This is a genomic window from Streptomyces sp. f51, from assembly GCF_037940415.1.
Taxonomy (GTDB): Bacteria; Actinomycetota; Actinomycetes; order Streptomycetales; family Streptomycetaceae; genus Streptomyces.
The window spans coordinates 630,178-652,011 of the sequence record NZ_CP149798.1 but is presented as its reverse complement, the minus strand read 5'-3'; the positions used below and the strand labels follow the sequence as shown (position 1 = coordinate 652,011).

Genomic DNA, 21,834 nt, shown 5'->3' with positions numbered 1-21,834 from the left:
CATGACCCGCCGCGCCACGGGCCCGTAGCTCCGCCGCATGACCCGCCGCGCCACGGGCCCCGTCCCGCCGCGGGACCCGCGGGCCTCGCGACCCGCCCGGACCCCGGGTCCCGATTCCGACCGGGTCAGGCTCCGTATTCCGGCCGGGTCAGGCTCCGTAGGCGACCAGCGCCATCATCCCGGCCTCGCTGTGGTAAGCGTTGTGGCAATGCAGCATCCACTGCCCGGGGTTGTCGGCGTCGAAGACGACGGACACCTTCGAGCGGGGCAGCACGATGGTCGTGTCCTTGCGCGGACCGGAGTCGCCGAGCTGGTACGTGTGGCCGTGCAGATGCATCGGGTGCCACATGTTCGTGGCGTTGAGGAAGTCGAACTGGACCCGCTGGCCCTCCTGGACGAGCAGCGGGTTCGAGGTCGGGTCGGCCATGTCGAACCGCCTGCCGTTGATGGCCCAGTCGTACTGGCCCATGCTGCCCGTCAGCTTGACGCGGACGACCTGATCGGGATCCTTCGCCTCCAGTCGTACGGCGTCGCTCGCGCGCAGCTGGTCGGCGCTCACCGTCCGCCCGTCCAGTTCACCCGGCCGCACCGCCGGATCCGGCAGGGCTCCCGACCCGGTCCGCACGAGGGCCATGCCGGAGACGTCCTTGCCCTCGGCGAGCGCCACGAGCGGGAAGACGCCGTCGTCGAGGGTGACCAGTACGTCGTACCGCTCGCCCATGGCGACCAGGACGGCGTCGACCTCCTCGTGCTCGACCGGGAAGCCGTCCGTGTGGGTGATGGTCAGTTTGTGGCCGCCGAGGACCACGCGGTACGCGGTGTCGGCCCCCGCGTTGATGATCCTCAGGCGGACACGCTTTCCGGGCTTGCCCGAGTACACGTCCGGATCGGTCGCCACCCGCCCGTTGACCAGGTGGTACGGGTAGTTCACGTCCCCGGCCTCACGGCCCAGCAAAGGGCTGGCGGCGCCGCTCATCCGGAACCGGGACGACGCCCGGTCACCGGAGGAGGCGGACGGGGACGCGGGTGCCGACGCCCGCCGCGAGGACGCCGGTCCCGTGCTCTTCATGTCCATGCTGGACATGTGGTGGGTGAGTTCGGCGAGGACGTCGTCGGGCGTGCCGGTCACGCCGTCGAGCCAGTCGTCGAGGACGACGACCCACTCGTCGTCGTACGACAGCGGCTCCTTGGGGTCCTCGATGATCAGCGGTGTGTACATGCCGCGGTCGACCTGGATGCCCACGTGCGGGTGGAAGAAGTACGTGCCGGGTTTGTCGGCGACGAAGCGGTACGTGAACTGGGAACCGGCCCGTACCGGGCTCTGGGTGACCGGCGGTACGCCGTCCATGTCGCTGCGCAGCGAGATGCCGTGCCAGTGGATGGAGGTCGTGGTCGAGCCGGGCAGCTGGTTGGACAGTTCGGCGGCGAGCGTGTCGCCGGCGGAGATGCGGACCTCCTTGCCGGGGATCTGCCCGTTGAAGGCCCAGGACTTGGCGCGGACTCCGCCCCCCAGGTCGAGGGTGGCCGGCGCAGCGGTCACGTTGAGGCTCCGGACCCTTCCCGTGGAACTGCGCTTCCGCTCCACCCGGTTGACCTGGGAACCGTTGGGGCTGAGGAGCGCGGGAGGGGCGGGGGTGTCCTTGCCGCAGGCGGCGAGCAGTCCTGCGGTACCTGCCGCTCCCAGTCCGGCGAGGACGGTGCGACGGTTGATGCTGTTCACGAAGAGTCCTCTTCTCGATGCGCGACACGCGGTTCGGGACGGTCCACACACGGCGGGACGGCGTCAGAGGACGCGGAAAGCCGTGGGGACGCTGCCTATGTGCGCTGCGGAAAGAGGTGTGGCGGACGCGGGGCACGGCGCGACGGGCAGACCGTGGGCCCGGCGGGCGGCGCCCTCGAACCGGGCCCGGGGCAACTCTCGTACCGTCATCAGGGCGTCCGCACTTCCTGCGAGCTAGGACCGCCACCATACCCTTCACGGGTATACGAGCCCCGGAGGCGTCGATCGGGAATCAGTCGAATGCGGACCCCGCGGCCCCTACTTCGGCGGGATCTTCTGCTCGAACCACACGACCTTGCCGCTGCTCACGCGTGTCGCGCCCCAGCGCAGGGCGAGTTGATTGACCAGACACAGACCGCGACCGCTCTCGTCCCCGGGGCCGGGCTGCCGCATCCTCGGGACCTGGGGGGAGTCGTCGGTCACCTCGCAGCGGAGCACGTCGGTGCGCAGCAGCCGCAGCGAGAGGGGCCGCGAGGCGAACCGCACGGCGTTCGTCACGATCTCGCTGACCATGAGTTCGGTCGGGTCGATCAGGGAGTCGAGACCCCAGCGGCGCAGGGCCCTGCGGGTCAGCCTGCGCGCCTGGCCCGCGGTCATCGGGTGCGGGGCCAGGAACCAGTAGCCGACGCTGTCCGGCGGGAATCCCTCGAACCGGGCGGTGAGCAGGGCGATGTCGTCGTCCCGGGCCCCCGGGCCGAGGATGCCGAGGACGTCGTCGCACAGCACCTCCAGCGAGGTGAGTCCACGGGCGGTGCCTTCGAGGCGTGTCCGCAGGGCTTCGACGCCGCTCCCGATGTCCGTTTCGCGGGACTCGACGAGCCCGTCGGTGTACAGCACCAGGGTCGCCCCGGTGGGCGCGGCCATCTCCACCGACTCGAAGACGACACCGCCGACGCCGATCGGGGCTCCGGGCGGGACCCCCAGCACCTCGGCCCGCCCGTCCTCGTACAGCAGGACGGCGGGCGGGTGCCCCGCGTTCGCCATCAGCAGGCGGTGCGCGATCGGGTCGTAGATCGCGTAGAGACAGGTCGCGATGTGGTCGCTGCCCAGCCGCTGGGCCTGCTCGTCGAGATGGTGCAGGACCTCGTTGGGCGGCAGGTCGAGACCGGCGAGGGTCTGCACGATGGTGCGCAGCTGGCCCATGATCGCGGCCGAGGTCATCGAGTGGCCCATGACGTCGCCGACGATCAGTGCCACGCGGTTGCCGGGGAGGGGGATCGCGTCGTACCAGTCGCCGCCTACCTGCGCGGTCTTCGAGGCGGGCAGATAGCGGCTGGCCAGCCGCACGCCGGTGGGTTCGGGCAGCGACGACGGCAGCATCGTGTGCTGGAGGGTGTCCGCCACGGCGGCCTCGTGGCCGTACATCACCGCCTTCTGGACCCCGAGGGCGGTGTGCGTGGCGAGCTGGGACGCGACGAGCAGGTCGTCGCCGGCGAAGGCGGGCCGGTCCGTGCTCCGGAGCAGCAGGACCGTGCCCATGACGTGATGGCTGCCGTGCAGCGGCGCGATGATCAGGCGATGGCCCGGCGGCGTGCCCGGTGCGCCGGTCCCGGCCGCGAGCAGTTCGGCGACGGCCGGCGCGTTGCCCGGCGCGTCACCGAACGCCGGACGCCCGTCCCGCAGCAGCTCCGCGAGCCGCCCGCCGCCCGCGGGCTCCACACGCTCGGCGACCTCGGGGAGCGGGAGCGGCGGCGGGGCCGCGCCGGCGTTCGGGACGGCGTCTGCGAGTTCCGGTGCCGGCAACGCCCGTTCGGAGCTGTGGAGCCGGAGCACGAGGGGCGCGGCCGACCGCTCCGCGCCGACCGGCAGCGGATCGTCCAGGTGGATGAAGACCGCGTCCGCGAACGCCGGCACGGCCGCCCGGCGCAGTTCCCGGAGTGTCCCGTCCAGATCCATTCCGCGGGCGATCCGCCGCGTCGCCACATCGAGATAGCGGAGGCGGTCGGTCTGCGGCACACGCCCGTCCGCCACGACGGCAGACGGGAGAAGGCCCTGTGGCGGGGCGCTGCCCTCGTGGGTGGGGTGCTCGGTCACGCGTTCTGTCCCGTCGGTGGGTGCGCGGTCCGCGGCTCGGACTCCGCCTCCTCAGTCACACCGCCGGCAGCACAGGAACACCTGCTCCTCGGGCGGTACGTCGCTCACCGCCGGGGCGTAGGTGTACGAGGTCTCCTTGACGATCTCGAAACCGGTCTCCTCGATGACCTTGTGCAGGTCCTCCCGCAGATATCCGGAGACCCGGATGGTGTTCCCGAGGAACGGGATCGCGAAGTCGTCCACGTCGGCCTCGACCATCGAGAGGACGAACAGGCCGCCGGGCGCGAGCAGATGACGGATGGTCCGCAGGGCGAAGGGGATCTCCGCGCGCGGCAGCATCAGCAGCGAGAAGAAGGCGGCGACGGCGTCGAAGCGGCCGAGGTCGCGCGGACCGCCCGGGCGCAGGTCGGCGAGGTCCAGTTGATGGAAGGTCGCGTCGGGCACGTAGGCGCTCGCGAGCTCCACCATGCGGGCGGAGAGGTCGACCCCCACGACCTCGAACCCGGCGTCCGCCATCTGGCGTGCGGTCGGCACCCCCGTGCCGCAGCCGAGATCCAGGACCCGCGCTCCCGGGCTCAGCGACCCGATCAGCCAGTCGCCCGCGGTGACCTGGCCCTCCTTGTGCGGAAAGGCCTCGTCGTAGCGGTCGCCGATGGCGTCGAAGGCTTCGGCCTGGCCTTTGCGGTCGAGCAGGACGCTCTCGTAATCGGCCCCGTGATTGCTGTTGATCACGAAAGGAACCTTTCATGGGGGTGGTCGAACCAGTCCGCAATGCGGATGAAAGCGGACGTGACGGGATCTCCGAGCCGTGTCGGTCGCTCAGGAGACGTCAATTCGAGACGATAGTCGTTCAGTGTTCGGCAGGATGCCCAAGTGTCCGAAATTGTTCGGCCGACGGAACGGCTCCCGTCCGGACTGCCCGGCTGCTGACGCCGCCCGAACTCGGCTTGAGCGGAAGCGAGTTGCCCTGCCCCGGTGGTGCCGACACGGCTGGAATCCGTCCGGCGTGTCGGGGGTGGCGGAAGCGGGGCGTGGAGGCAACTCGGTTCCGGCGTGGGGCGGATGGTGAACTGCGCTTGTTTGCAACGGAGTTGAGGCCGTGGTGTGACCCCGCGCCCCTCGGATCCCGGAGCCGGTTTCCAGGGCGGTGTCCGCGCGGTGACGCGCCGCGGTCCGGTGGCTCCTCCGGACCTGAGGTGGCGAGGGCGGCCCGCCTCCAGCCCCTCTCCAGCCCGTCTTCGGCCCGTCCTCGGCCCTCTCCAGTCCGTCCCCGGTGCGTCCCCTCCGTACCGAGATGTCGTATTCATGGAAGGATCGAGTCGTGTCCCGGGCCTTTTACGGGTGGAGGTTGCCGTGTCCGTGCACCGCGTCGGTCTGGTCGTCCACCAGGGAAGGACGGCGGCCAACGATGTCGCGCGCGCCGTGCACCGATGGTGCGAGGAGCGAGGCATCCGGTGCACCGACATCGACGTCTGGGCCAAGGACCAGCGGCGTCGCGGCGGACGCGCGGAGGCCGAGGCGGCGGGCAATCCGGACCTCGTCGTCACGCTCGGCGGGGACGGCACCTTCCTGCGCGGCGCCCGGATCGCGGTCAAGAGCGGTGCGACCGTGCTGGGTGTGGACCTCGGCAAGGTCGGGTTCCTGACCGAGGTGCCGGCCGCGGACGTCACCCGCGCGCTTCAGGAGGTCCACGAGGGGAAGGCCACCGTCGAGGAACGCATGACGCTGACCATGCGCGCCTCCCGTGCGCTGGAGGTCCCCGGGGACATCGAGACGGTGCTCTGCTACGGGCGCGGGCCCGCCCTTCCTCCGCCGCAGGTCAGCGTCGGGACGACGGACGGCGACGGCTGGGGCGTGGCACTGGACGTCATGGCCCTGAACGATGTCGTCCTGGAGAAGCTGGCCCGGGACCACCAGGTCGGCGTCGGCGTCTACTTCGCCGGACGCCGGCTGGCCTCCTACTCGGCGGACGCCTTCGCCGTCGCCACCCCCACCGGATCGACCGCCTACAGCTTCGCCGCCGGCGGCCCCGTGCTCTCACCGCACATGGACGCCGTCGTCTTCACCCCGATCGCCCCGCACATGACCTTCAACCGCAGCGTCGTCGCCGCGCCGGACGAGCCCGTCGCCCTGCGGGTGCTGCCGCACTCGGGCCAGGCAGCCGTCAGCATCGACGGCCAGCTGCGCGGGGTCATCGGTCCCGGCGACTGGATCGGTGTCTTCCGGGCTCCGCGCCGGGTGCGTCTCATCCGGCTGCGCCCCACCGACTTCTACGGCCGGCTGCGCGACCGCTTCCGCCTCACGGACGCTCCGGCCACGGCGTCCGACGCCGAAGCCGCCCCGTTCTTCCGTCCCGACAATCCCGTACCCCCGGACCTCACCGGACTGCGCCTGCCGCCCCCTTCGGCGGCCCGCTGAGAGCGGGAACCCCGCGGACTCAGGAGTACGGCCGCGGCTGGTCCGCCGCCGACCCCGGCCGCCGTCCGGGCCGGTCCTGCCGCTGCGGCGAAGGACGCGGCTCAGTCCTCCCGCGACGGCGTGGCCGGTCCAGGCGCGCCCACGCGCAGACCGTCCGTCACCAGGTCCAGCAGGCGGCGGGCGTCCGTCGGCCAGTCCCCGTGCGGGTCGAGGTGCCAGAGCCCGGCCACGGCGAGCAGGAAGTCGTCGGGGGTCACCCCGGGGCGAATCGTGCCCGCCTGCTCGTTGGTCCTCAGCAGGAGCGCGACGGCCGCGCGCACGGGCCCGTGGTCGAGCCTGGCCCGGACGCCCCGGGAGCCGCCGTCGGCCGTGCGCAGCGCCGCGGTCAGGCCCGCCTCGGCCATCGCGAACCGGGTGAGACGGTCCGTCCACTCCCGCAGTGCCCGGTGCGGCGGGCGGGTGGCGAGCAGGTGCGCCGCCGCGTCGGTCACCTGCCGCACCTCGTGGCGGTGGATCTCCACGATGAGGGCCTCGCGATGGTGGAAGTTGCGGTAAAAGGTCCCCTGGCCGACCCCCGCCTTCCTCGCTATCGCGCTCAGCGGCGTGTCGGCGGAGCGGGTGAGCTCCGCGAGCGCCACGGCCAGGATGCGCTCGCGATTGCGTCGCGCGTCCGAGCGCAGCGGCCCGTCCGGACGTGCCGGCGCTCCCGAGCCCGCGGATGCGTCCTTGTCGGGGTGCACGCGTACTCCTTCCGGAACGAAGGCGGGACTCCTCCCGGCGGCGCGGCCGGACCGCCCGCGGCGACCGGACTCTCCGGGCCGGGCGACCTCGTACAGCGGTCCGCTCGGGCCCCAGCGGTTCGGGCGACAGCTCCGTGACGGCCGAACCGTTCCGCGCGGTGCCCGGAACCGCTCGCCGACGGGCATTCTGGCGTACCGGGCGGAGTTCCGGCCGTGGTCTTCGGAAATGACCCGCGGGCGCGTGCCCGCTCAGGAACGCGGGGCCTCGTTCGCCAGCCAGGCGTACGCCGCCCGCGCGCTGAACCCGGCCTGACCGCCGCGTACGAGCAGATCGGCCCGCGCGAAGGCGGGATCGTCGGCCTGATCGGGGAGGTAGGGAAGGGCGACGCAGCGCATGCCGGCCGCGTGCGCGGCGACGGCGCCCGGCGCGGCGTCCTCCAGGACCACGCAGTCCGCCGGGGCCGCCCCCAGTCGGCGTGCCGCTTCGAGGAACACGTCGGGGGCGGGCTTGCCGTGCGCCACCTCGTCGGCGGACACGACGGTCGTGAGCCGGGAGGCCAGGCCGGTCCCGGACAGGATGACCTCGATGGCCTCGCGCGAGGAACCGGAGGCCACCGCCATCGGAACGCCGGCCGCGGCCAGCAGGTGCACGAACGCCCGCATCTCCGGGTAGACCGGCGTGGAGGCGCGGGCCAGTTCCAGGTAGCGGCGGTTCACCTCGGCGAGCAGGGTCTCCAGCGGGGCCGTCAGTCCGTAGCGCTCCTTCCAGAGCGCGACCGTCTCCTGGGTGCTGATGCCGACGTACGTCTCGTGGTCGGCCCAGGTGAAGTCGCCGACGCCCTGGGCGGCGAGGGCCCGGCGCCCGGCTTCGAAGTAGTTCGGTTCGCTGTCCACGAGCGTTCCGTCGAGATCGAAGATGACCGCAGTGCCATCGAGGCTGCTCATACGGTCAAGGATGCCCAGGAATGATCCATCCGCGGGGTGCGTGGAGCGAGGCGGCCCCTCGCGTCGCGCTCAGCGCCGCGCCGCCCGCCCGATCGACTCGACCAGCGGCAGCAGCCGGTGCGGGACGCGTTCGCGCAGTGCCACCTCGGTCCGGGTGCGGACCACGCCCGGCAGGCTGATCAGAGCCTGGATCACGTCCTCCAGGTGCGCGTTGTCGCGCGCCGCGACCCGGGTGATCAGATCGCCGCCGCCGGTGATCGAGAACGCCTCGATGATCTCCGGTACGGCGGCGAGCGCGTCGCCCACATCGTCCAGATGGCCCTGGGTGACCTCGATGTGCACGAAGGCGAGCACGGGATGGCCGAGGGCGGCGGGGGACAGGGACGGGGCCGTCCCGGTGATCACTCCGTCCCGCTCCAGCCGGTCGAGCCTGGCCTGGAGCGTGCCGCGGGCGACACCGAGGACACGGGCGTACTCGCGGACGCTGGTGCGCGGCTGCTCCAGCAGCAGCCGCAGGATGCGCGTGTCGAGCTCGTCCACGGGCATGGTCCGTTGGCCTCCTTGTGGCTGACGACGATCGCCTTCGACTGTACCAATGGCTCAGTCGAAACCGTACGAGTTGAGCCAGTTCGGAGCTGCCGCGTACCTTGTCCGTATCGATGGCGCTGCGCAGCGCCGGACGGCAAGGACGCCGTACCGGACCCGCGGCGCCTTTCGCATGTGCGCTGCGCATGCCGAATTCCGTGTTGAACGCGAAGTGGGGGCGGGCTGCCGACGGTGAAGAAGATGTTCATGGCGCCGGATCCGGGACTGTTCCGGTTGCGGGTCTCTCTCCGGGCCGTCGTCGGCATCGGCCTGGCGGTCACGGTGTGCCGGCTGGCCGGACTCTCGCTCCCCGCCTCGATCGCCGGCGGGCTCGCAGCGCTCCTCGCGCTCTTCACCGTCGGCGACCCGACCGTGCGCGGCCAGGCCGGTACCACCGCGCTGCTGCCCGTGGTGGGTTTCCCGGTCCTCGCGGCGGCGACCACCCTGCACGGGGCGCCGCTGCTGCGGGATGCGACCTGGCTCGCCGTCGTCTTCGCCGGGGTGTACGCCCGCCGCTTCGGCCCGCGCGGGCACGCGCTCGGCATCTTCGCGTTCATGATGTTCTTCACCACCCAGTTCCTGCACGCCGTGCCCGCCCAGCTCCCGCAGCTCTACACCGCCGTCGCCCTGTCGCTGGCGGCGTCCTCGGCCGTGCGGTTCGGCGCGTGGTGCATCGAGCGGCGCAGCCCCCTGCCCGCCGCGCCGCTGCCGCTGGAGGGGCGCGGACTGGCGCGCCCCGCCACCCGCCAGGCCTTCCAGGCGGCCGCGGCCTGCGGCTTCGCCCTCGCCGCGGGCCAGCTGATCTCGCACGACCGCTGGTACTGGGCCGTCGGCACCGCGTGGTGGATCTTCGTCAACACGGCCTCGCGCGGTGAGACGCTGGTCCGGGGGTTCCGCCGGGTGGTCGGCACGCTCGTCGGGATCATGGCCGGGCTGCTCGTCGCCGTACCGCTGCACGGCGCACCGGCGCCGACCGCCGTCCTGGTCGCTGTGAGCGTCTTCGGGATCTTCTACACGGCCGCGCCCTCGTACAGCTGGATGATGTTCTTCGTCACCGTCATGGCGGGCCTGCTCTACGGGCTGCTCGGCGTCCTGCACCCGGGGCTGCTGGTCCTCCGGCTCGCCGAGACCGGTGTCGGCGCGCTCGGTGCCGCGCTCGCGGTCGCGCTCGTCCTGCCGATCACCACGCACACGGTCACCGACCGCTGGATCGAGCGCGCCCTGCACGCCGTGCACGGATGCACCTCGGCGGCGGCCCGGCGGCTCGCGGGCGACGCCCAGGCGGACCCCGCCCCGCTCGCGGCGGAGCTGGAAGGGCTGCTCGGGCGGGTACGGATGGCTCTCGCACCCCTGGTGCATCCGCTCAACCCGATGCGGCAGCGCAAGGAGCGGGCCCGCGCGATCCTGGCGCTGCTGGACGACTGCGCCCGCGAGGTACGGGGTCTCGCCGCCGTCGCGGCCGACCCGGACGCCTCGCACGACGTCCGTCTCGCGGCGGCCTGCCGGCGCGTCGAGTCGGCGATGGAGTCGCTGGTCGGGGCCGTGCCGGGCGGCGCTCCCGCGGCCCACCAGGGCGTCCCCCGGCACCACCCCGGCGCCGAGCAGGCCCTCGCGCATCTGCACGGCCTCGAGCGGGCGCTCGTCGACATGGCGACACCGCTGCGCGGACCGGTGCGCGACTCCCGGCTCGTCGGCGTCTGACGCCCCCGCGAAACACCGTCCGCGCCCGGCGCGGACGGTCCCCGGCCCCCTGGGTGCGTGGTCCCGCACCCAGGGGGCCGTTCTCGTGCGGTGACCGGATACCGGTCAGGAAGATCCACTACGGGGTGTGGGTGCCCGCTGGGCGGCCTCGGAGCCGCCGCCGCCACCCCGGTTCCGGCGCCCTCTCGCGCGGCCCGTGGCGGCCGGCGTACGGCCTCCACCGAACCGGCGCGGGGCACCTCGCTTTGGTCTAGACCGCAGGCCCGTGACTGCTACCGTCGCCCCGACGAAGCGGCATCGAGAGGGGACCGAAAGTGGCGCAGGGCGACGGGCGGCGACAGCGGGCGTTCATCGGCTCGTTCACGGCGGCGGGAGGCCTAGGCGTCCTGACGGCGGACGTGGATCCGGACAGCGGCGCACTGACCGTGCTGAGCGTGGTCGCCGACGTGCCCGACCCCTCGTATCTGGCCCTCGGGCCCGGGCGTGACGTCCTGTACGCGGTCAGCGAGACCGACGAGGGCGCGGTGGCCGCCTTCCGCGTGCACGGCGACAAGCCGGAACTGACCGGTCCGCCGACTCCGACCGGTGGCGGCGGCCCCACGCACCTCAGCGTCCTCGGCGGACACGTCCTGACGGCCGACTACGGCTCGGGCAGTGTGAGCGCGGTCCCCGTCCGTCCCGACGGCAGCCTGGCGCCCGCCGCATCGAGCGTGCTCCGCCACACCGGTTCCGGTCCGAACACGCAGCGGCAGCGGGGCCCGCACGCCCACCAGGTGCAGCCCGACCCCGGCGGCCGCTGGGCCGTCAGCGTCGACCTCGGCACGGACTCCGTCCGGGTGTGCGCCCTCGACGGCGGAACACTCACCCTGCGCCGCGAGACCGCCCTGCGCCCCGGCTCCGGGCCGCGCCATCTCGCCTTCCACCCGCGGGGCGGGCACGCCTACGTCCTCAACGAACTCGCCCCGACCGTCACCGTCTGCCGCTGGGACGGCGAGGAGGGCTCGCTCCGGCCCGTCGGCGAGACGCCGGTCCTGTCCGGCGTCCCGGACGGTGACCCGTACCCGTCGGGCATAGCCGTCTCGCCCGACGGCCGCTTCGTGTGGACCGCCACCCGGGGCCGGGACACCGTCTCCGTGCTCGGCGTCGACGCGTCGGGCGAGGTGCTCACGCTCGTCGCCGAGGTGCCCTGCGGCGGCGTCTGGCCGCGTGCGCTGGCCCTCGATGCCTCGGGGCGCTTCCTGTACGCGGCCAACGAGCGCTCCGGCGACGTGACCTGGTTCGACGTCGATCCCGGCACCGGCGTTCCGCGCCGCGCGGGCTCGATCGAGGCGCCCGCCGCGTCCTGCGTGGTCCTCGGCTGATCCGGCCGGCCCGGCATGCCCCCAGAGGGTGCGCCGGGTGGGCCACGCGCCCATGGGAAAGGGCCCCTCCTGGCTCAGGAGCGGGCCCTTTCGGTGTGCGGGTGGTACGGGTGGTGCGGGTGTGACGGCCGACTAGAAGGCCGGCGCTCCCTGGCTCTGCGGCGGCGCGATACCCAGCGCCGACGTGTACTGGGAGAGCGCGAGCTTGCCGATCGCCGGGTACGGGCCGAGGGCCTCGGCGGCGCTGCACCCGGCCTCCTTGGCGGCCGCGTCGAGCAGACCCGCGTCGAGCTCGGGACCGATCAGATACGGCGCGAGCGCGAGCTGCTGCGAACCGGAGCCGCGCAGCTGCTCGGCGATGGCCGCGATGGAACCCTCCTCGTCGAGGGCCGCCGCCATGACCGGCACGGCGAGACGCGCGGCGAGCAGCATGCCGGTGATCCCGGCCGCCTGCACCGCGTCCTCGCCGCCGACGGTGGCGAGCACGATGCCGTCCGCGGCGGTCGCCACGGTGAACAGCCGGGCGCGGTCGGCGCGGGCCAGACCGGCCTCGGAGAGGCGTACGTGCAGCGCCTCGGCGAGCAGCGGGTGCGGACCGAGGACGTCGGTCAGCTCGGCCGCGACACGGCTTTCCATGACCGCCTGGCGGATCCGGCGCAGCAGGGCGTTGTCCGGGCCGGCGAGCAGCGGGACAACGATGCCGACCGGGCCGTCGGGCTCGGAGACGTCGGAACCGGCGGCGCGGGCCTGCTCGAAACGCGCGGTGCGCTCCTCGGCGGCGTGGCTCAGCACGGACTGCAAGGTGGGGAACTCGTCGTCCCCGTCCAGGTAACCGATGCGGGCATCGAGGCCGGGGAGCTCGGAGCGGGCGATGCTCACGACCTCCTCGGCGAGGCTGCGCGTGGCGGCGCTGGGGGTGCCCGGCACCGCGAGGACGAGCGCGGGCGCGCCCTCAGGAGCCGCCAGGGGTTCCGGACGGCGGTGCCGCCCGGCTTGGCGGGGTCGCGGCATTCGTACTGGCAGGCCGGACGCGGGCCCAGTGGGGGAGCTCATGGCGCCGCATGTTACTGGTTTCCAGGGTTCCCCTGTTCGGGGAGGGTGCAGGTGAGCGGTATCCGTCCGCTTTTGTCTGATGAGTTACGCACGGATCAGAAGCGATCAGTAATCGCCGAGTTGTCGGCCCTGCGCCGAATTCGGGTCATACGCCGCCCGGTACGGCTTTTTCGGTCACGACGGACAGCATCCGCTCGTCCGGGGGCAGCGCGAGCCGGCCGTCGGCCAGACCCGCCGCGATCCGGAGCGCGCCGTCGAGCGGGTCGCCCGCGGCCGGCACCCGCCGGGCGTGCGGCAGCCGCTCGGCCAACTCCTCTTCCAGGGGCCCGAGGAGCGCGGCGCCCAGGTTGAACACACCGCCGGTGAGGGCGAGATGGGGTTCGTCCCCGGCCGGGCACACCGCGGCGGCCGACTCGGCCATCTGGCGTGCGGCGGCCCGCAGGATGTCCTCGGCCACGCGATCGCTCCCGGCCAGTGCGGCGACCTCGGGCGCGAAGGAGGCGAGGACGGCGGCCCGGTCGGTGCGCGGGTACAGCAGACCGGGCAGCTCCGGCATCGGCCCGAACACCTCCCGCGCGCGGGCCAGCAGTCCGGCCGAACCGCCCGGGCGGCCGTCGAAGGCGCGCAGGGCCGCTTCCAGGCCGGCGCGGCCGATCCAGGCTCCGCCGCCGCAGTCGCCGAGGAGATGGCCCCAGCCGTCGGCCCTGCGCCACGACGTGAGGTCGGTGCCCGTCGCGATCATGCCGGTGCCCGCGGCGATCACGGCCCCCGCGCGAGGGCCGAGGGCGCCCGTGTACGCGGTCACCGCGTCGGCCGCCAGGGCGAGCCGGCGCACTCCCAGCTCACGTTCCAGCGCGCCCGGCAGTTCGTCCCGTAGTTCGTCGCCGAGCGTCGCGAGGCCGGCCGCGCCGACGGCGACGGCCGCGATCCGTTCGGTGCCCGCCTCGGCCATCAACCGGCGTGCCATCGGCAGCAGTTGATCGAGCAGATGGCGGGCGGAGATCCCGCGCGGACCGGTGCGGACCGGCTCCCGCGAGGTCAGCGGGGCGCCGAGCGGGACCGGGGCGGGCGACGGCGCGCCCGCACGGACTGCGGGAGCGCCCGGCCCCTTCGGTACCGGGTGCGCGGCGAGAGCCACGCGCAGTCCCGAGCCTCCGGAGTCCACGGCCAGCACCACGGCAGGGCTTCGCCCGTCCCGTGGACCGCCGCGCACTCCGCCGGAGGTCACGGCAGGCGCCAGTCCACCGGCTCGGCTCCCTGCTGGGCCAGCAGGTCGTTGGCGCGGCTGAAGGGACGTGAGCCGAAGAAGCCGCGGTCGGCCGACATGGGCGAGGGGTGCGCGGACTCCACCGAGGGGAGACTGCCGAGCAGGGGGCGCAGATTGCGCGCGTCGCGGCCCCACAGGATGGACACGAGCGGCCGGCCGCGCGCGGCCAGGGCGCGTATCGCCTGTTCGGTCACTTCCTCCCAGCCCTTGCCGCGGTGTGCCGCGGGGCTGCGGGGCGCCGTCGTCAGCGCCTTGTTGAGCAGCAGCACGCCCTGCTCCGTCCAGGGCGTGAGGTCACCGTTGGACGGCTGGGGCGCGCCGAGGTCGTTCCTCAGCTCGGTGAAGATGTTGATCAGGCTGGGCGGCAGGGGGCGTACCTCGGGGGCCACCGAGAAGGACAGGCCCACCGCGTGTCCCGGGGTCGGGTACGGGTCCTGCCCGACGATGAGGACGCGTACCTCGTCGAAGGGCTGCTGGAACGCCCGCAGGACATGCGCCCCGGCAGGTAGGTACGTGCGTCCCGCGGCGATCTCCGCGCGCAGGAAGTCGCCCATCTGGGCGATCCGTCCGGCCACGGGTTCGAGGGCTTTCGCCCAGCCCGGTTCGACGATCTCGTGCAACGGTCTTGGTGCCACGGGCGTCACCCTACTGCCGTGCACATGGCCGAGATCAAACTGGTGGCCGTCCCACGACCGGGGATGACCGTTTCGTTGCCGAATGGGACGTGTCCGGGCACAAGACGCCTGCCGGCGCGGGCCGTTGAGGTCCAGGGGAGCGGACGCCACGACCGTGGCGGGAGCGCGTCCGCATGCCGGCGGGCCGTCGCTCCCGCCGGTCGAACCCGGCCCGCCCGCGTGGCTGGCCGCGGTCAGGCCGTCACCGCCGCGCGGACGCACAGCACGTCCGGCAGATGCGAGGCGAGTTGCCGCCAGCTGTCGCCGTCGTCCGCCGACGCGTACACCTCGCCGTTGCGGTTGCCGAAGTACACGCCCGCCGGGTCCGAGCCGTCCGTGCACAGCGCGTCGCGCAGCACCGTGCCGTAGTGGTCCTCGGAGGGCAGTCCCGCCGTCAGCGGTTCCCAGGTCGTGCCCGCGTCCTCCGTACGGAAGACCCGGCAGCGGCGGTCGGCCGGGACCCGGTCCGCGTCGGCGTTGATCGGGAAGACATAGGCCGTGTCGCCGCGGTGCGGGTGCGCGGCCACCGTGAATCCGAACGTGGACGGCAGGTCCGCGCCGATGTCGGTCCACTGCCCGGCCCCGTCGTCGCTGCGGTACACGCCCCAGTGGTTCTGTAGATAGAGCCGGTCCGGGTCGACGGCGTCGCGCGCGACCTTGTGCACGCACTGGCCGAACTCCGGGTTCGGATCCGGCAGGAACACCGCGGAGACACCGGAGTTGGCCGGCTCCCAGCTCGCGCCGCCGTCGGCGGTACGGAAGACCCCGGCCGTGGACACGGCGACCGTCACGGCCGCCGGGTCGCGCTCGTCGGTCAGGATGGTGTGCAGCCCCTCACCACCTCCGCCGGGGACCCACCGGGAGCGGGTGGGGTGTTCCCACAGGGGGCGTACGAGTTCGAAGGACTCGCCCCGGTCCTCCGAGCGGTACAGGGCGGCCGGTTCCGTTCCCGCGTACACCACGTCCGGTTCGGCGGCCGCCGGGTGGAGCTGCCACACCCGCTCCAGCGAGGCCCCCGTCTCCTTGGGGAACCTGACGGCCGGCCGGGTTGGTTCGGTCCACGTACGGCCCAGGTCGTCGGAGTGGAACACGGACGGGCCCCAGTGCGCGCTGTCCCCGCCGACCAGCAGCCGCGGCCGCTCGCCCCGGGAGTCGATCGCGACCGAGTACACGGCCTGCGCGTTGAAGTACGGGCTCTCGTCGAACTCCCAGGTGCCGCCGCGTCGTCGCCCGATGAAGAGGCCTTTGCGGGTGCCTACCGTGAGCAGTACGTCGGCCATGACCGGCCACCTCCGCGACGTCGTTGTCTGCGCTACGGGCCAGTCTGCACCCCGGCACCGACAGTCACCCTTCGGCCCGGCGTCCGCGCAGGTCGGACGGGTCGTGTCGGCGGACGGAGGATGCTCGCGGAGCCGTCCGCGTGACCCCCGCCGGAAAGGGGCGGCGGCCCTCTGGTTCCGCGGGCCGGGCGAGCCGTGGGGGACGAGGCGTGAGCAGCACGCGGAGCGCGCGCGTAAGGAAAGGAGATGTGGCGTGTCCGTGCGGTCGTGAGGAGGATGCCCTCGATGGCGGCATTCCGTGGTCCGAAGGTCTGGCTGTGGCGGTGGCGGCGCAACCCGCTGCGGCGGCGGAGCGATGTCCTGGAGGCATGGATCATGCTCGCGGCCTGGGCGTTCGCGCTGCTGGGCGGCGCGGTCGCGGGCCTGGTGACGGTTCGCGCCGTGGAGGACACGCTCGCGCGCGAGCGTGCGGAGTCGCGTACCGTCCCCGCCCGGCTGGTCGCGGACGCGCCGAACGCGGGGGCCGACGAGCCCGGCGGCCACGTCGTGTGGACGAAGGTCCGCTGGACGGGGCCGGACGGCACCGCTCGCTCCGGCCAGGTGCGGGTCTCGGCCGGCACCTCGGCGGACACGCCGGTCCTGGTGTGGACGGATGCCAAGGGCCGGCTCGTCACCCGGCCGCCGACCGTCGCCGTGGCCCGGCTGCGGGCCTGTCTGATCGGTGTGTTCGCGTCCGGGGGCGTGGCGGCGGGCCCCTTCGCCGTCGGCCGTCTGCTCCGGGGCCGGCTGGAACGGCGGCGCGTGGACCGCTGGGACGAGGAGTGGGAGCGGGTCGGCCCCCTGTGGGGCCGGATGACCAGCTGACCGGACGAGACCCCACGGCACCGCCTGGCGCCACTCGGGCCGGGTCGCCCGTCGACGGTGCCGCATGCGGTCCGTCCCCGCGAAACGGCGTCACGGCCCCCGGAACCCGGTCTTCGCGGACCCCGGCCTCCGGTCCCTGGCCTCCGGACCCCGGCCTCCGGACCCCGGCCTCCGGACCCCGGACCCCGGCCTCCGGACCCCGGACCCCGGCCTCCGGACCCCGGCCTTCATGGCCTCCGGCCTTCGGGTTCGTCAGGCCGCCTCCAGGGCCGTCCGGCAGTCCCTCAGCAGCAACTCGTCGTCGAGTACGTCGTGGCTGCCGTGGCCGCCGGAACGGGCCCGGTGGCGTCTGGGCGAGGCCAGTTCCGTACGGACCAGGTCGTGGACGGGTGTGCCCGCGCCGCCCATCCGGACGAGGCACGCGGTGATGGTGCGCCGCGTGTACGCGTTCCGCCGCCAGGCCTCACGGAACACCGGCAGGACGGGTCCGGGGTCTCCGCCGACGTCCCACAGGGCGCACGCGGCGGCCGTCCGCTCCCCTACCTCGGCCGAGCCCGCCATCCGGCGCAGTCCGGGCAGCGCGGGCGCGGCAGCGGCCCCGATGCGGCCCAGGGTTTCGGCGGCCGTCCGGCGACCGCCCGCGTCACGCTCCGGGCCCAGCGCCCGGAGCAGCGCCGGAAGGACCTCCTCCGCGTCCCCTTCCACGGCTCGCAGCGCGTCGGCCGCCGCCACGGCGTTCTCGCCCGTCAGCAGGCCCCGCAACGTCGGTACGGCCGCACGCGCCCCCGGCCCGAAGGCGCCGAGCGTTTGGGCCACCACCTTCACCAGGGCGTCCCGGAGCCGCAGTTCGGGCGGTATGCCCTGCAACAGGCGGAGGACTTCCGGCACGGCTTCGGTGTACCGGAGCGTGCCGAGGGCGGACAGCAACGGGGCTGCGCGGTCGTAGGTGTCATGCGCGTCGAGCGGGACCTCGGCCAGCCGTTTCCGCAGCAGCGGGGCGAGGGGCTCCGCGGCAGGTCCCAGGTAGCCGATCGCGTACCCGGTCTCGTTCGGCACGGCCGGATGGCGCAGCACCTCGGCGAGGGCCGGTACCGCCCGCGCGTCCCCGCACCGGGCCAGGGCCTTCAAGGGGCGGTCCAGCATCGCCGCACCGGACCCCCGGGACGCGGAGCCCGACTCCACGAGGGCGGCCAGGCGTTCGGCCGCCGGAGCCGCCAGGGTGAACAGGAACTCCAGCACGGACACCGCGGCGGAGCGCAACCGCTCCTCGTCCGAGCCGAGTTGCTCACCGATCAGCGCGACCGGCTCCTCGTACGCGCCCCGCCACTCACGGAACAGTCCCGCCGACATCCACACGGCGTTGCACCGGTCCGCCGTGTTCCGGCTGCTCAACTGGCCCTTCAGCAGGGCGATCCGGTCTCCCGTACGGGCGCCGAGCGCCTGGTGGAGCGTACGGAGCAGCCGCGCTCCCTCCTCGTCCGCGGGCCGCATCCGGCGCAGACTGCCGAGGAGGGTGTCGGAGGACGTCCGGACGGGCTCGCCGGGCGGCCGTATCCGCTGTGACCTGGTGTGGAGCAGGCCGACGACCGTGGGCACGAGGTCCTGGGGGAGGCGGTCGGCGGCGCACGAGGCGAGCTGTCCGAGCGCCGCGAGCCGCAGTCCTGGGTCGTGCGCCGGGCCGGACAGCGACACCAGACGGTCCACCGCGGGGGCCGCGGAAGTCCCGTGCAGCCGCACGAGGAGTCCGAGGGCCTCGACCAGCGCCAGCCGTACGGCGTCGTCCGGTTCGTCCCGCAGCCGGTCGCTCAACAGGGCAAGGACGCGCGGCGGTTCACGGTGGAAGCGGACGAGTGCCGACGGCGCGGCGCGACGCACCTCCGGGTCCCCGTCCGTGACGAGTTCCAGGAAGAGCCCGGCACCGGCCCGGACCGCCGCACGCGCCATCCCGTGCTTGTCCACCCCGGACTCCCCGGACTCCCCAGGGTCATCTGGGCTCTGGGGACCCTGGGAGTCCTCGCCGTCCCCGGTGTCGTCCGCGTACGCGATGTCGTCCCCGGCCTCCGATCCGCCGATGCTGGCGAGCAGTTCGACGATTCCGCCCCGGTCGGGCAGACCCGTCCGCCCGGCGAGCGTGAACAGGAAGGGGATGGACGCGAGCGTCGAGTCGTACACGTCGCCCTGGTGGTGCACCGCTCCGTACATCCCGTCGAGCGCGGTCTCCCGCTCCTGGGGGAATGGCGAGGCGAGCCCCCGCAGCAGCTCCGGCACGTCCGCGGCACTTCCGTAGGCATGCTCCATCGAGGCCCAGTCGACCTCGTCGATCCCCCTGAACACGGTGTCCTCCCCATGCGTACGGCCATTGATCGTGAGTGTGCACCACGGCACTGACAGTGACGCCCGTGAACCGTCCCGTCGATGGCGTGGGTCCGGCCAACTCCGCGATGAACGGCCGTTTTCCGACGGTCGGCCGGGTCGAGGTCGCCGACGGGACGGTCTGACCGGGGGAGTGGTCCGACGGAGACGGAACAGCCGGGCACCCCGCGTGGGGTGCCCGGCTGTGTTCCGGCGGGAGTGGGCCGCGGCCCGTGACGCGGACTAGTCGCCCGCCGCGGAGGACGCGGGACTTTCGGACGGGGCCGGCGACGGGGTCACGGGCGCCGCCTGGGGCCGGCGGTCCGGCTGCGCCGGGCGGCGCGAGGCGAACCGGGGCAGGGCCGGCGGGGCGAGGAAGCCCTCCGCGCGGGCCGCCGCGATGCCGATGCGGGGAAGGTCGGCGCTCTTCTCGAAGAGGAGATAGCGAGGCTCCCAGACCGGCCGGTACTTGGCGTTGGCCCGGTACAGCGATTCGAGCTGCCACCAGCGCGAGAGGAACGTCAGTACCGAACACCACAGCCGCAGCACAGGTCCCGCGCCCAGCCGGGTGCCGCGCTCGAAGACGGACCGGAACATCGCGAAGTTCAGGGAGACCCGCTCGACGCCGAACTCCTCGGCGTTCAGCAGCAGCTCGATCACCATGAACTCCATGAGCCCGTTGTCGGAGTTGCGGTCGCGGCGCATCAGGTCCAGCGAAAGGCCCCGCTCACCCCACGGCACGAAGCTCAGGACGGCCCGGGGTTCGCCTTCGCTGTCATGGCACTCCAGCATCACGCAGCGTCCGTCGGCGGGGTCTCCCAGCCGGCCCAGCGCCATGGAGAAGCCGCGTTCGGTCTCACCGTCGCGCCACTGGTCCGCCTTGTCGGTCAGGGCGGCCATCTCGGCCTCGGGGATGTCCTCGTGCCGCCGTACGCGGACCGTGTAACCGGCGCGCCTGACGCGTTTGTGCGCCTGCCGGACGCCCCGCATGGCGCGCCCCTCCAGGGTGAAGTCGGACCGGTCCACTATGGCTTCGTCACCGAGTTCCAGAGCGTCCAGGCCGTGCCGGGCGTAGACGGTCCCGGCCTCCTCGCTCGCGCCCATCACCGCGGGTGTCCACGCGTGCCGCCGTGCCTCCCGCAGCCATGCTTCGATCGCGCCGGGCCAGGCCTCCGGGTCACCGATGGGGTCGCCGGAGGCGAGGGTCACGCCACCGCGGACGCCGTACGCGATCGCCGCCTTGCCGCTCGGCGACCAGATGACCGACTTGTCGCGCCGCAGGGCGAAGTAGCCGAGCGAGTCGCGTTCCCCGTGCCGTGCCAGCAGCGCGCGCAGCCGGGTCTCGTCCTCCTCGCCGAGGAGTTCGAGACCGCGCGGCGAGCGGAAGCAGGCGTAGAGCACCAGCAGGAAGGTGGCGGCCATCAGGATGTTGACCAGGATGTCGACCCAGCGGGGCGCCACGACGGTGTCGAACCGGTCGGCGAGCGGGCCGACACTGATACCGCGCAGCAGCGTGTACGCGATCCGGTCGCTCAGCGGCGTCCCGGACACGCGGTTGGTGGCGCTGACGAGCAGGGTGCCGAGGGTGGCGCTGACCAGCAGACCACCCGCTCCGACCGCGAGCGCGAGCCGGGGGTTCGAGCGGTCCCCGACGGCGTGGAACTCCTTGCGCCCCAGCAGGAGGGCGACGACGAAGAGGGCCGTGAGCAGGGCCGATACCCAGTTGAAGACGTGCCGTTGGTAGCGGTCCTGGGTCAACGCCACACCGTAGAGCGCGAGGAGCGGTCCGGCGAGCAGCAGGTTGAAGATCCAGGCGGCTCGTTTGCGGCGTCGCATCACGAGTGCGAGGAACAGGGCGAGCGCCGCCGAGACCAGCCCGGCGGTGGCCAGATACGGGGTGAAGAACTCACCTCCGTTGTGCTCGTGCACCTCCTCGCGGAACGGCAGCGAGATCACCGCGACGATGTTGAGGAGGGCGAGCAGCCGCAGATACCAGACCGTGAACGCGGCGGCTCGTGGCCGGATTCCGTCGCCCGCTCGTCCGGACCGGGCCCCGCGGCGCGAGCTCGCGTTCCGCTGTTCCGGGATGAGCGCTGACTGTTGTACGGACACCGTGGAGCATCACCTTGAGGAGAGGCCGGGATAACCGGTGGGGGACAGAGGCCGGAACACTACATCTTGTAAGGAAGAGTGGGGTTATGGCCAGACAGGGGTGGCGTGAAGAGGTAAGGAGGTGTTGAGAATACGGACCGACGGCCCGGAGTACACCTGTCGTGCGGGTACGGCGTTCGTCCCGCCTCGGCAGCCGCCTCAGCGGCGCTGCGAAGTCCCCCGGTCACGGGCCGGGTTCCCGAAATGTCCGCCCGCGCGCGGGTTTCCGCCGTCGCCGAGCGGGCGGTCGCGGGTGGTCGCCCACCACAGGAGGTCGCCGAGCGCCGCGCCCGCCAGGACCAGGGCCGTGATCACGCCGGCCATGGTCAGTCCGTCGCCGAGGTGCGGGCGTCCGTGCAGGGCGTGCAGGTCGAACCCGCACAGGTGGTACACCCCCAGCGCGGCGATCCCGAGGCTCGGCAAGAGCAGTGCCAGCACGGACGCCGGACCGCGCGCCGCGCTTCCGGTGGCACGTTCCTTCACGGGCTCCCCCTGATGTACGACGCTCACCGCCGGGACCCTACAGTACGTAGGGTGGCCGTGTCCTGGCTGTGCTTCCACGGTGCTCCGGCGCGTACCCCGGTCCGTCCCCGCCATGCGGGCCGTGACGTCCGGGCCGCGTGATCCGG

The 21,834-nt window shown here is 73.3% G+C and carries 17 protein-coding genes; 4 read left to right on the top strand and 13 right to left on the bottom strand.

Translation table 11 applies throughout. The features are described from left to right. Positions 1 to 148: 148 nt before the first annotated feature. The 3 genes from WJM95_RS02885 to WJM95_RS02875 form a co-directional block, all read right to left on the bottom strand. Positions 149 to 1,720, bottom strand: a complete 1,572-nt coding sequence (locus WJM95_RS02885; RefSeq protein WP_339127865.1) for a multicopper oxidase family protein — start codon at positions 1,718 to 1,720, stop codon at positions 149 to 151. A gap of 318 nt (positions 1,721 to 2,038) precedes the next feature. Next, positions 2,039 to 3,676 carry an ATP-binding SpoIIE family protein phosphatase gene (locus tag WJM95_RS02880; protein WP_339135328.1) on the bottom strand — a complete coding sequence of 546 codons (1,638 nt, stop codon included), beginning with the start codon at positions 3,674 to 3,676 and terminating at the stop codon, positions 2,039 to 2,041. A gap of 189 nt (positions 3,677 to 3,865) precedes the next feature. Beyond that, positions 3,866 to 4,546, bottom strand: coding sequence for a class I SAM-dependent methyltransferase (locus tag WJM95_RS02875; protein WP_339127864.1), 681 nt, complete (start codon positions 4,544 to 4,546; stop codon positions 3,866 to 3,868). A gap of 621 nt (positions 4,547 to 5,167) precedes the next feature. On the opposite strand from WJM95_RS02875, the gene WJM95_RS02870 reads away from it, so the two are divergent. Further along, positions 5,168 to 6,232, top strand: a complete 1,065-nt coding sequence (locus tag WJM95_RS02870) for an NAD(+)/NADH kinase (protein WP_339127863.1) — start codon at positions 5,168 to 5,170, stop codon at positions 6,230 to 6,232. Positions 6,233 to 6,333: 101 nt separating this feature from the next. On the opposite strand, the gene WJM95_RS02865 is transcribed toward WJM95_RS02870, so the two are convergent. From WJM95_RS02865 to WJM95_RS02855, 3 genes are all read right to left on the bottom strand, one after another. Further along, the gene (locus tag WJM95_RS02865) at positions 6,334 to 6,912 is read right to left on the bottom strand and encodes a TetR/AcrR family transcriptional regulator (RefSeq protein ID WP_339135326.1); all 579 of its coding nucleotides are present in this window, start codon (positions 6,910 to 6,912) and stop codon (positions 6,334 to 6,336) included. 309 nt (positions 6,913 to 7,221) lie between these two features. Further along, complete coding sequence (locus WJM95_RS02860) at positions 7,222 to 7,917, bottom strand: HAD family phosphatase (protein WP_339127862.1); 696 nt, start codon at positions 7,915 to 7,917, stop codon at positions 7,222 to 7,224. Positions 7,918 to 7,986: 69 nt separating this feature from the next. Beyond that, the gene (locus tag WJM95_RS02855) at positions 7,987 to 8,463 is read right to left on the bottom strand and encodes an Lrp/AsnC family transcriptional regulator (protein WP_339127861.1); all 477 of its coding nucleotides are present in this window, start codon (positions 8,461 to 8,463) and stop codon (positions 7,987 to 7,989) included. Positions 8,464 to 8,703: 240 nt separating this feature from the next. Here WJM95_RS02855 and WJM95_RS02850 point away from each other — a divergent pair, with 240 nt between their 5' ends. Next, positions 8,704 to 10,203: an FUSC family protein gene (locus tag WJM95_RS02850; protein WP_339127860.1), complete on the top strand. Its 1,500-nt coding sequence runs from the start codon at positions 8,704 to 8,706 to the stop codon at positions 10,201 to 10,203. 314 nt (positions 10,204 to 10,517) lie between these two features. After that, the gene (locus WJM95_RS02845; protein ID WP_339127859.1) at positions 10,518 to 11,564 is read left to right on the top strand and encodes a lactonase family protein; all 1,047 of its coding nucleotides are present in this window, start codon (positions 10,518 to 10,520) and stop codon (positions 11,562 to 11,564) included. Between the two features lie 132 nt (positions 11,565 to 11,696). On the opposite strand, the gene WJM95_RS02840 is transcribed toward WJM95_RS02845, so the two are convergent. The 4 genes from WJM95_RS02840 to WJM95_RS02825 form a co-directional block, all read right to left on the bottom strand. After that, positions 11,697 to 12,617 carry a hypothetical protein gene (locus tag WJM95_RS02840; protein WP_339127858.1) on the bottom strand — a complete coding sequence of 307 codons (921 nt, stop codon included), beginning with the start codon at positions 12,615 to 12,617 and terminating at the stop codon, positions 11,697 to 11,699. Between the two features lie 145 nt (positions 12,618 to 12,762). Further along, the gene (locus tag WJM95_RS02835) at positions 12,763 to 13,794 is read right to left on the bottom strand and encodes a BadF/BadG/BcrA/BcrD ATPase family protein (protein ID WP_339127857.1); all 1,032 of its coding nucleotides are present in this window, start codon (positions 13,792 to 13,794) and stop codon (positions 12,763 to 12,765) included. A gap of 47 nt (positions 13,795 to 13,841) precedes the next feature. Continuing rightward, positions 13,842 to 14,519: a uracil-DNA glycosylase gene (locus WJM95_RS02830; protein WP_339127856.1), complete on the bottom strand. Its 678-nt coding sequence runs from the start codon at positions 14,517 to 14,519 to the stop codon at positions 13,842 to 13,844. A gap of 233 nt (positions 14,520 to 14,752) precedes the next feature. Beyond that, complete coding sequence (locus WJM95_RS02825) at positions 14,753 to 15,838, bottom strand: exo-alpha-sialidase (RefSeq protein ID WP_339127855.1); 1,086 nt, start codon at positions 15,836 to 15,838, stop codon at positions 14,753 to 14,755. Between the two features lie 285 nt (positions 15,839 to 16,123). On the opposite strand from WJM95_RS02825, the gene WJM95_RS02820 reads away from it, so the two are divergent. Further along, the gene (locus tag WJM95_RS02820) at positions 16,124 to 16,702 is read left to right on the top strand and encodes a hypothetical protein (RefSeq protein ID WP_339127854.1); all 579 of its coding nucleotides are present in this window, start codon (positions 16,124 to 16,126) and stop codon (positions 16,700 to 16,702) included. A 252-nt stretch (positions 16,703 to 16,954) separates the two neighbouring features. Here the strand turns inward: WJM95_RS02820 and WJM95_RS02815 are convergent, their stop codons facing one another. The 3 genes from WJM95_RS02815 to WJM95_RS02805 all read right to left on the bottom strand — a co-directional run bounded on the left by WJM95_RS02815 (position 16,955) and on the right by WJM95_RS02805 (position 21,715). Beyond that, a complete protein-coding gene (locus WJM95_RS02815) occupies positions 16,955 to 19,036 on the bottom strand; it encodes a HEAT repeat domain-containing protein (RefSeq protein WP_339127853.1) in 2,082 nt (693 codons plus the stop codon). Positions 19,037 to 19,297: 261 nt separating this feature from the next. Continuing rightward, positions 19,298 to 21,166 (bottom strand): phosphatidylglycerol lysyltransferase domain-containing protein, encoded by a 1,869-nt coding sequence (locus WJM95_RS02810; protein WP_339127852.1) that lies wholly within the window; start codon positions 21,164 to 21,166, stop codon positions 19,298 to 19,300. Between the two features lie 198 nt (positions 21,167 to 21,364). Further along, a complete protein-coding gene (locus WJM95_RS02805) occupies positions 21,365 to 21,715 on the bottom strand; it encodes a hypothetical protein (protein WP_339127851.1) in 351 nt (116 codons plus the stop codon). Positions 21,716 to 21,834 lie beyond the last annotated feature (119 nt).

Bases quoted from the DNA above. Each gene is read 5' to 3' on its own strand.
- WJM95_RS02840 (WP_339127858.1), bottom strand. From the start codon at position 12,617: ATGAGCTCCCCCACTGGGCCCGCGTCCGGCCTGCCAGTACGAATGCCG.
- WJM95_RS02860 (WP_339127862.1), bottom strand. From the start codon at position 7,917: ATGAGCAGCCTCGATGGCACTGCGGTCATCTTCGATCTCGACGGAACG.
- WJM95_RS02850 (WP_339127860.1), top strand. From the start codon at position 8,704: ATGTTCATGGCGCCGGATCCGGGACTGTTCCGGTTGCGGGTCTCTCTC.
- WJM95_RS02855 (WP_339127861.1), bottom strand. From the start codon at position 8,463: ATGCCCGTGGACGAGCTCGACACGCGCATCCTGCGGCTGCTGCTGGAG.
- WJM95_RS02820 (WP_339127854.1), top strand. From the start codon at position 16,124: ATGGCGGCATTCCGTGGTCCGAAGGTCTGGCTGTGGCGGTGGCGGCGC.
- WJM95_RS02880 (WP_339135328.1), bottom strand. From the start codon at position 3,676: ATGGATCTGGACGGGACACTCCGGGAACTGCGCCGGGCGGCCGTGCCG.
- WJM95_RS02825 (WP_339127855.1), bottom strand. From the start codon at position 15,838: ATGGCCGACGTACTGCTCACGGTAGGCACCCGCAAAGGCCTCTTCATC.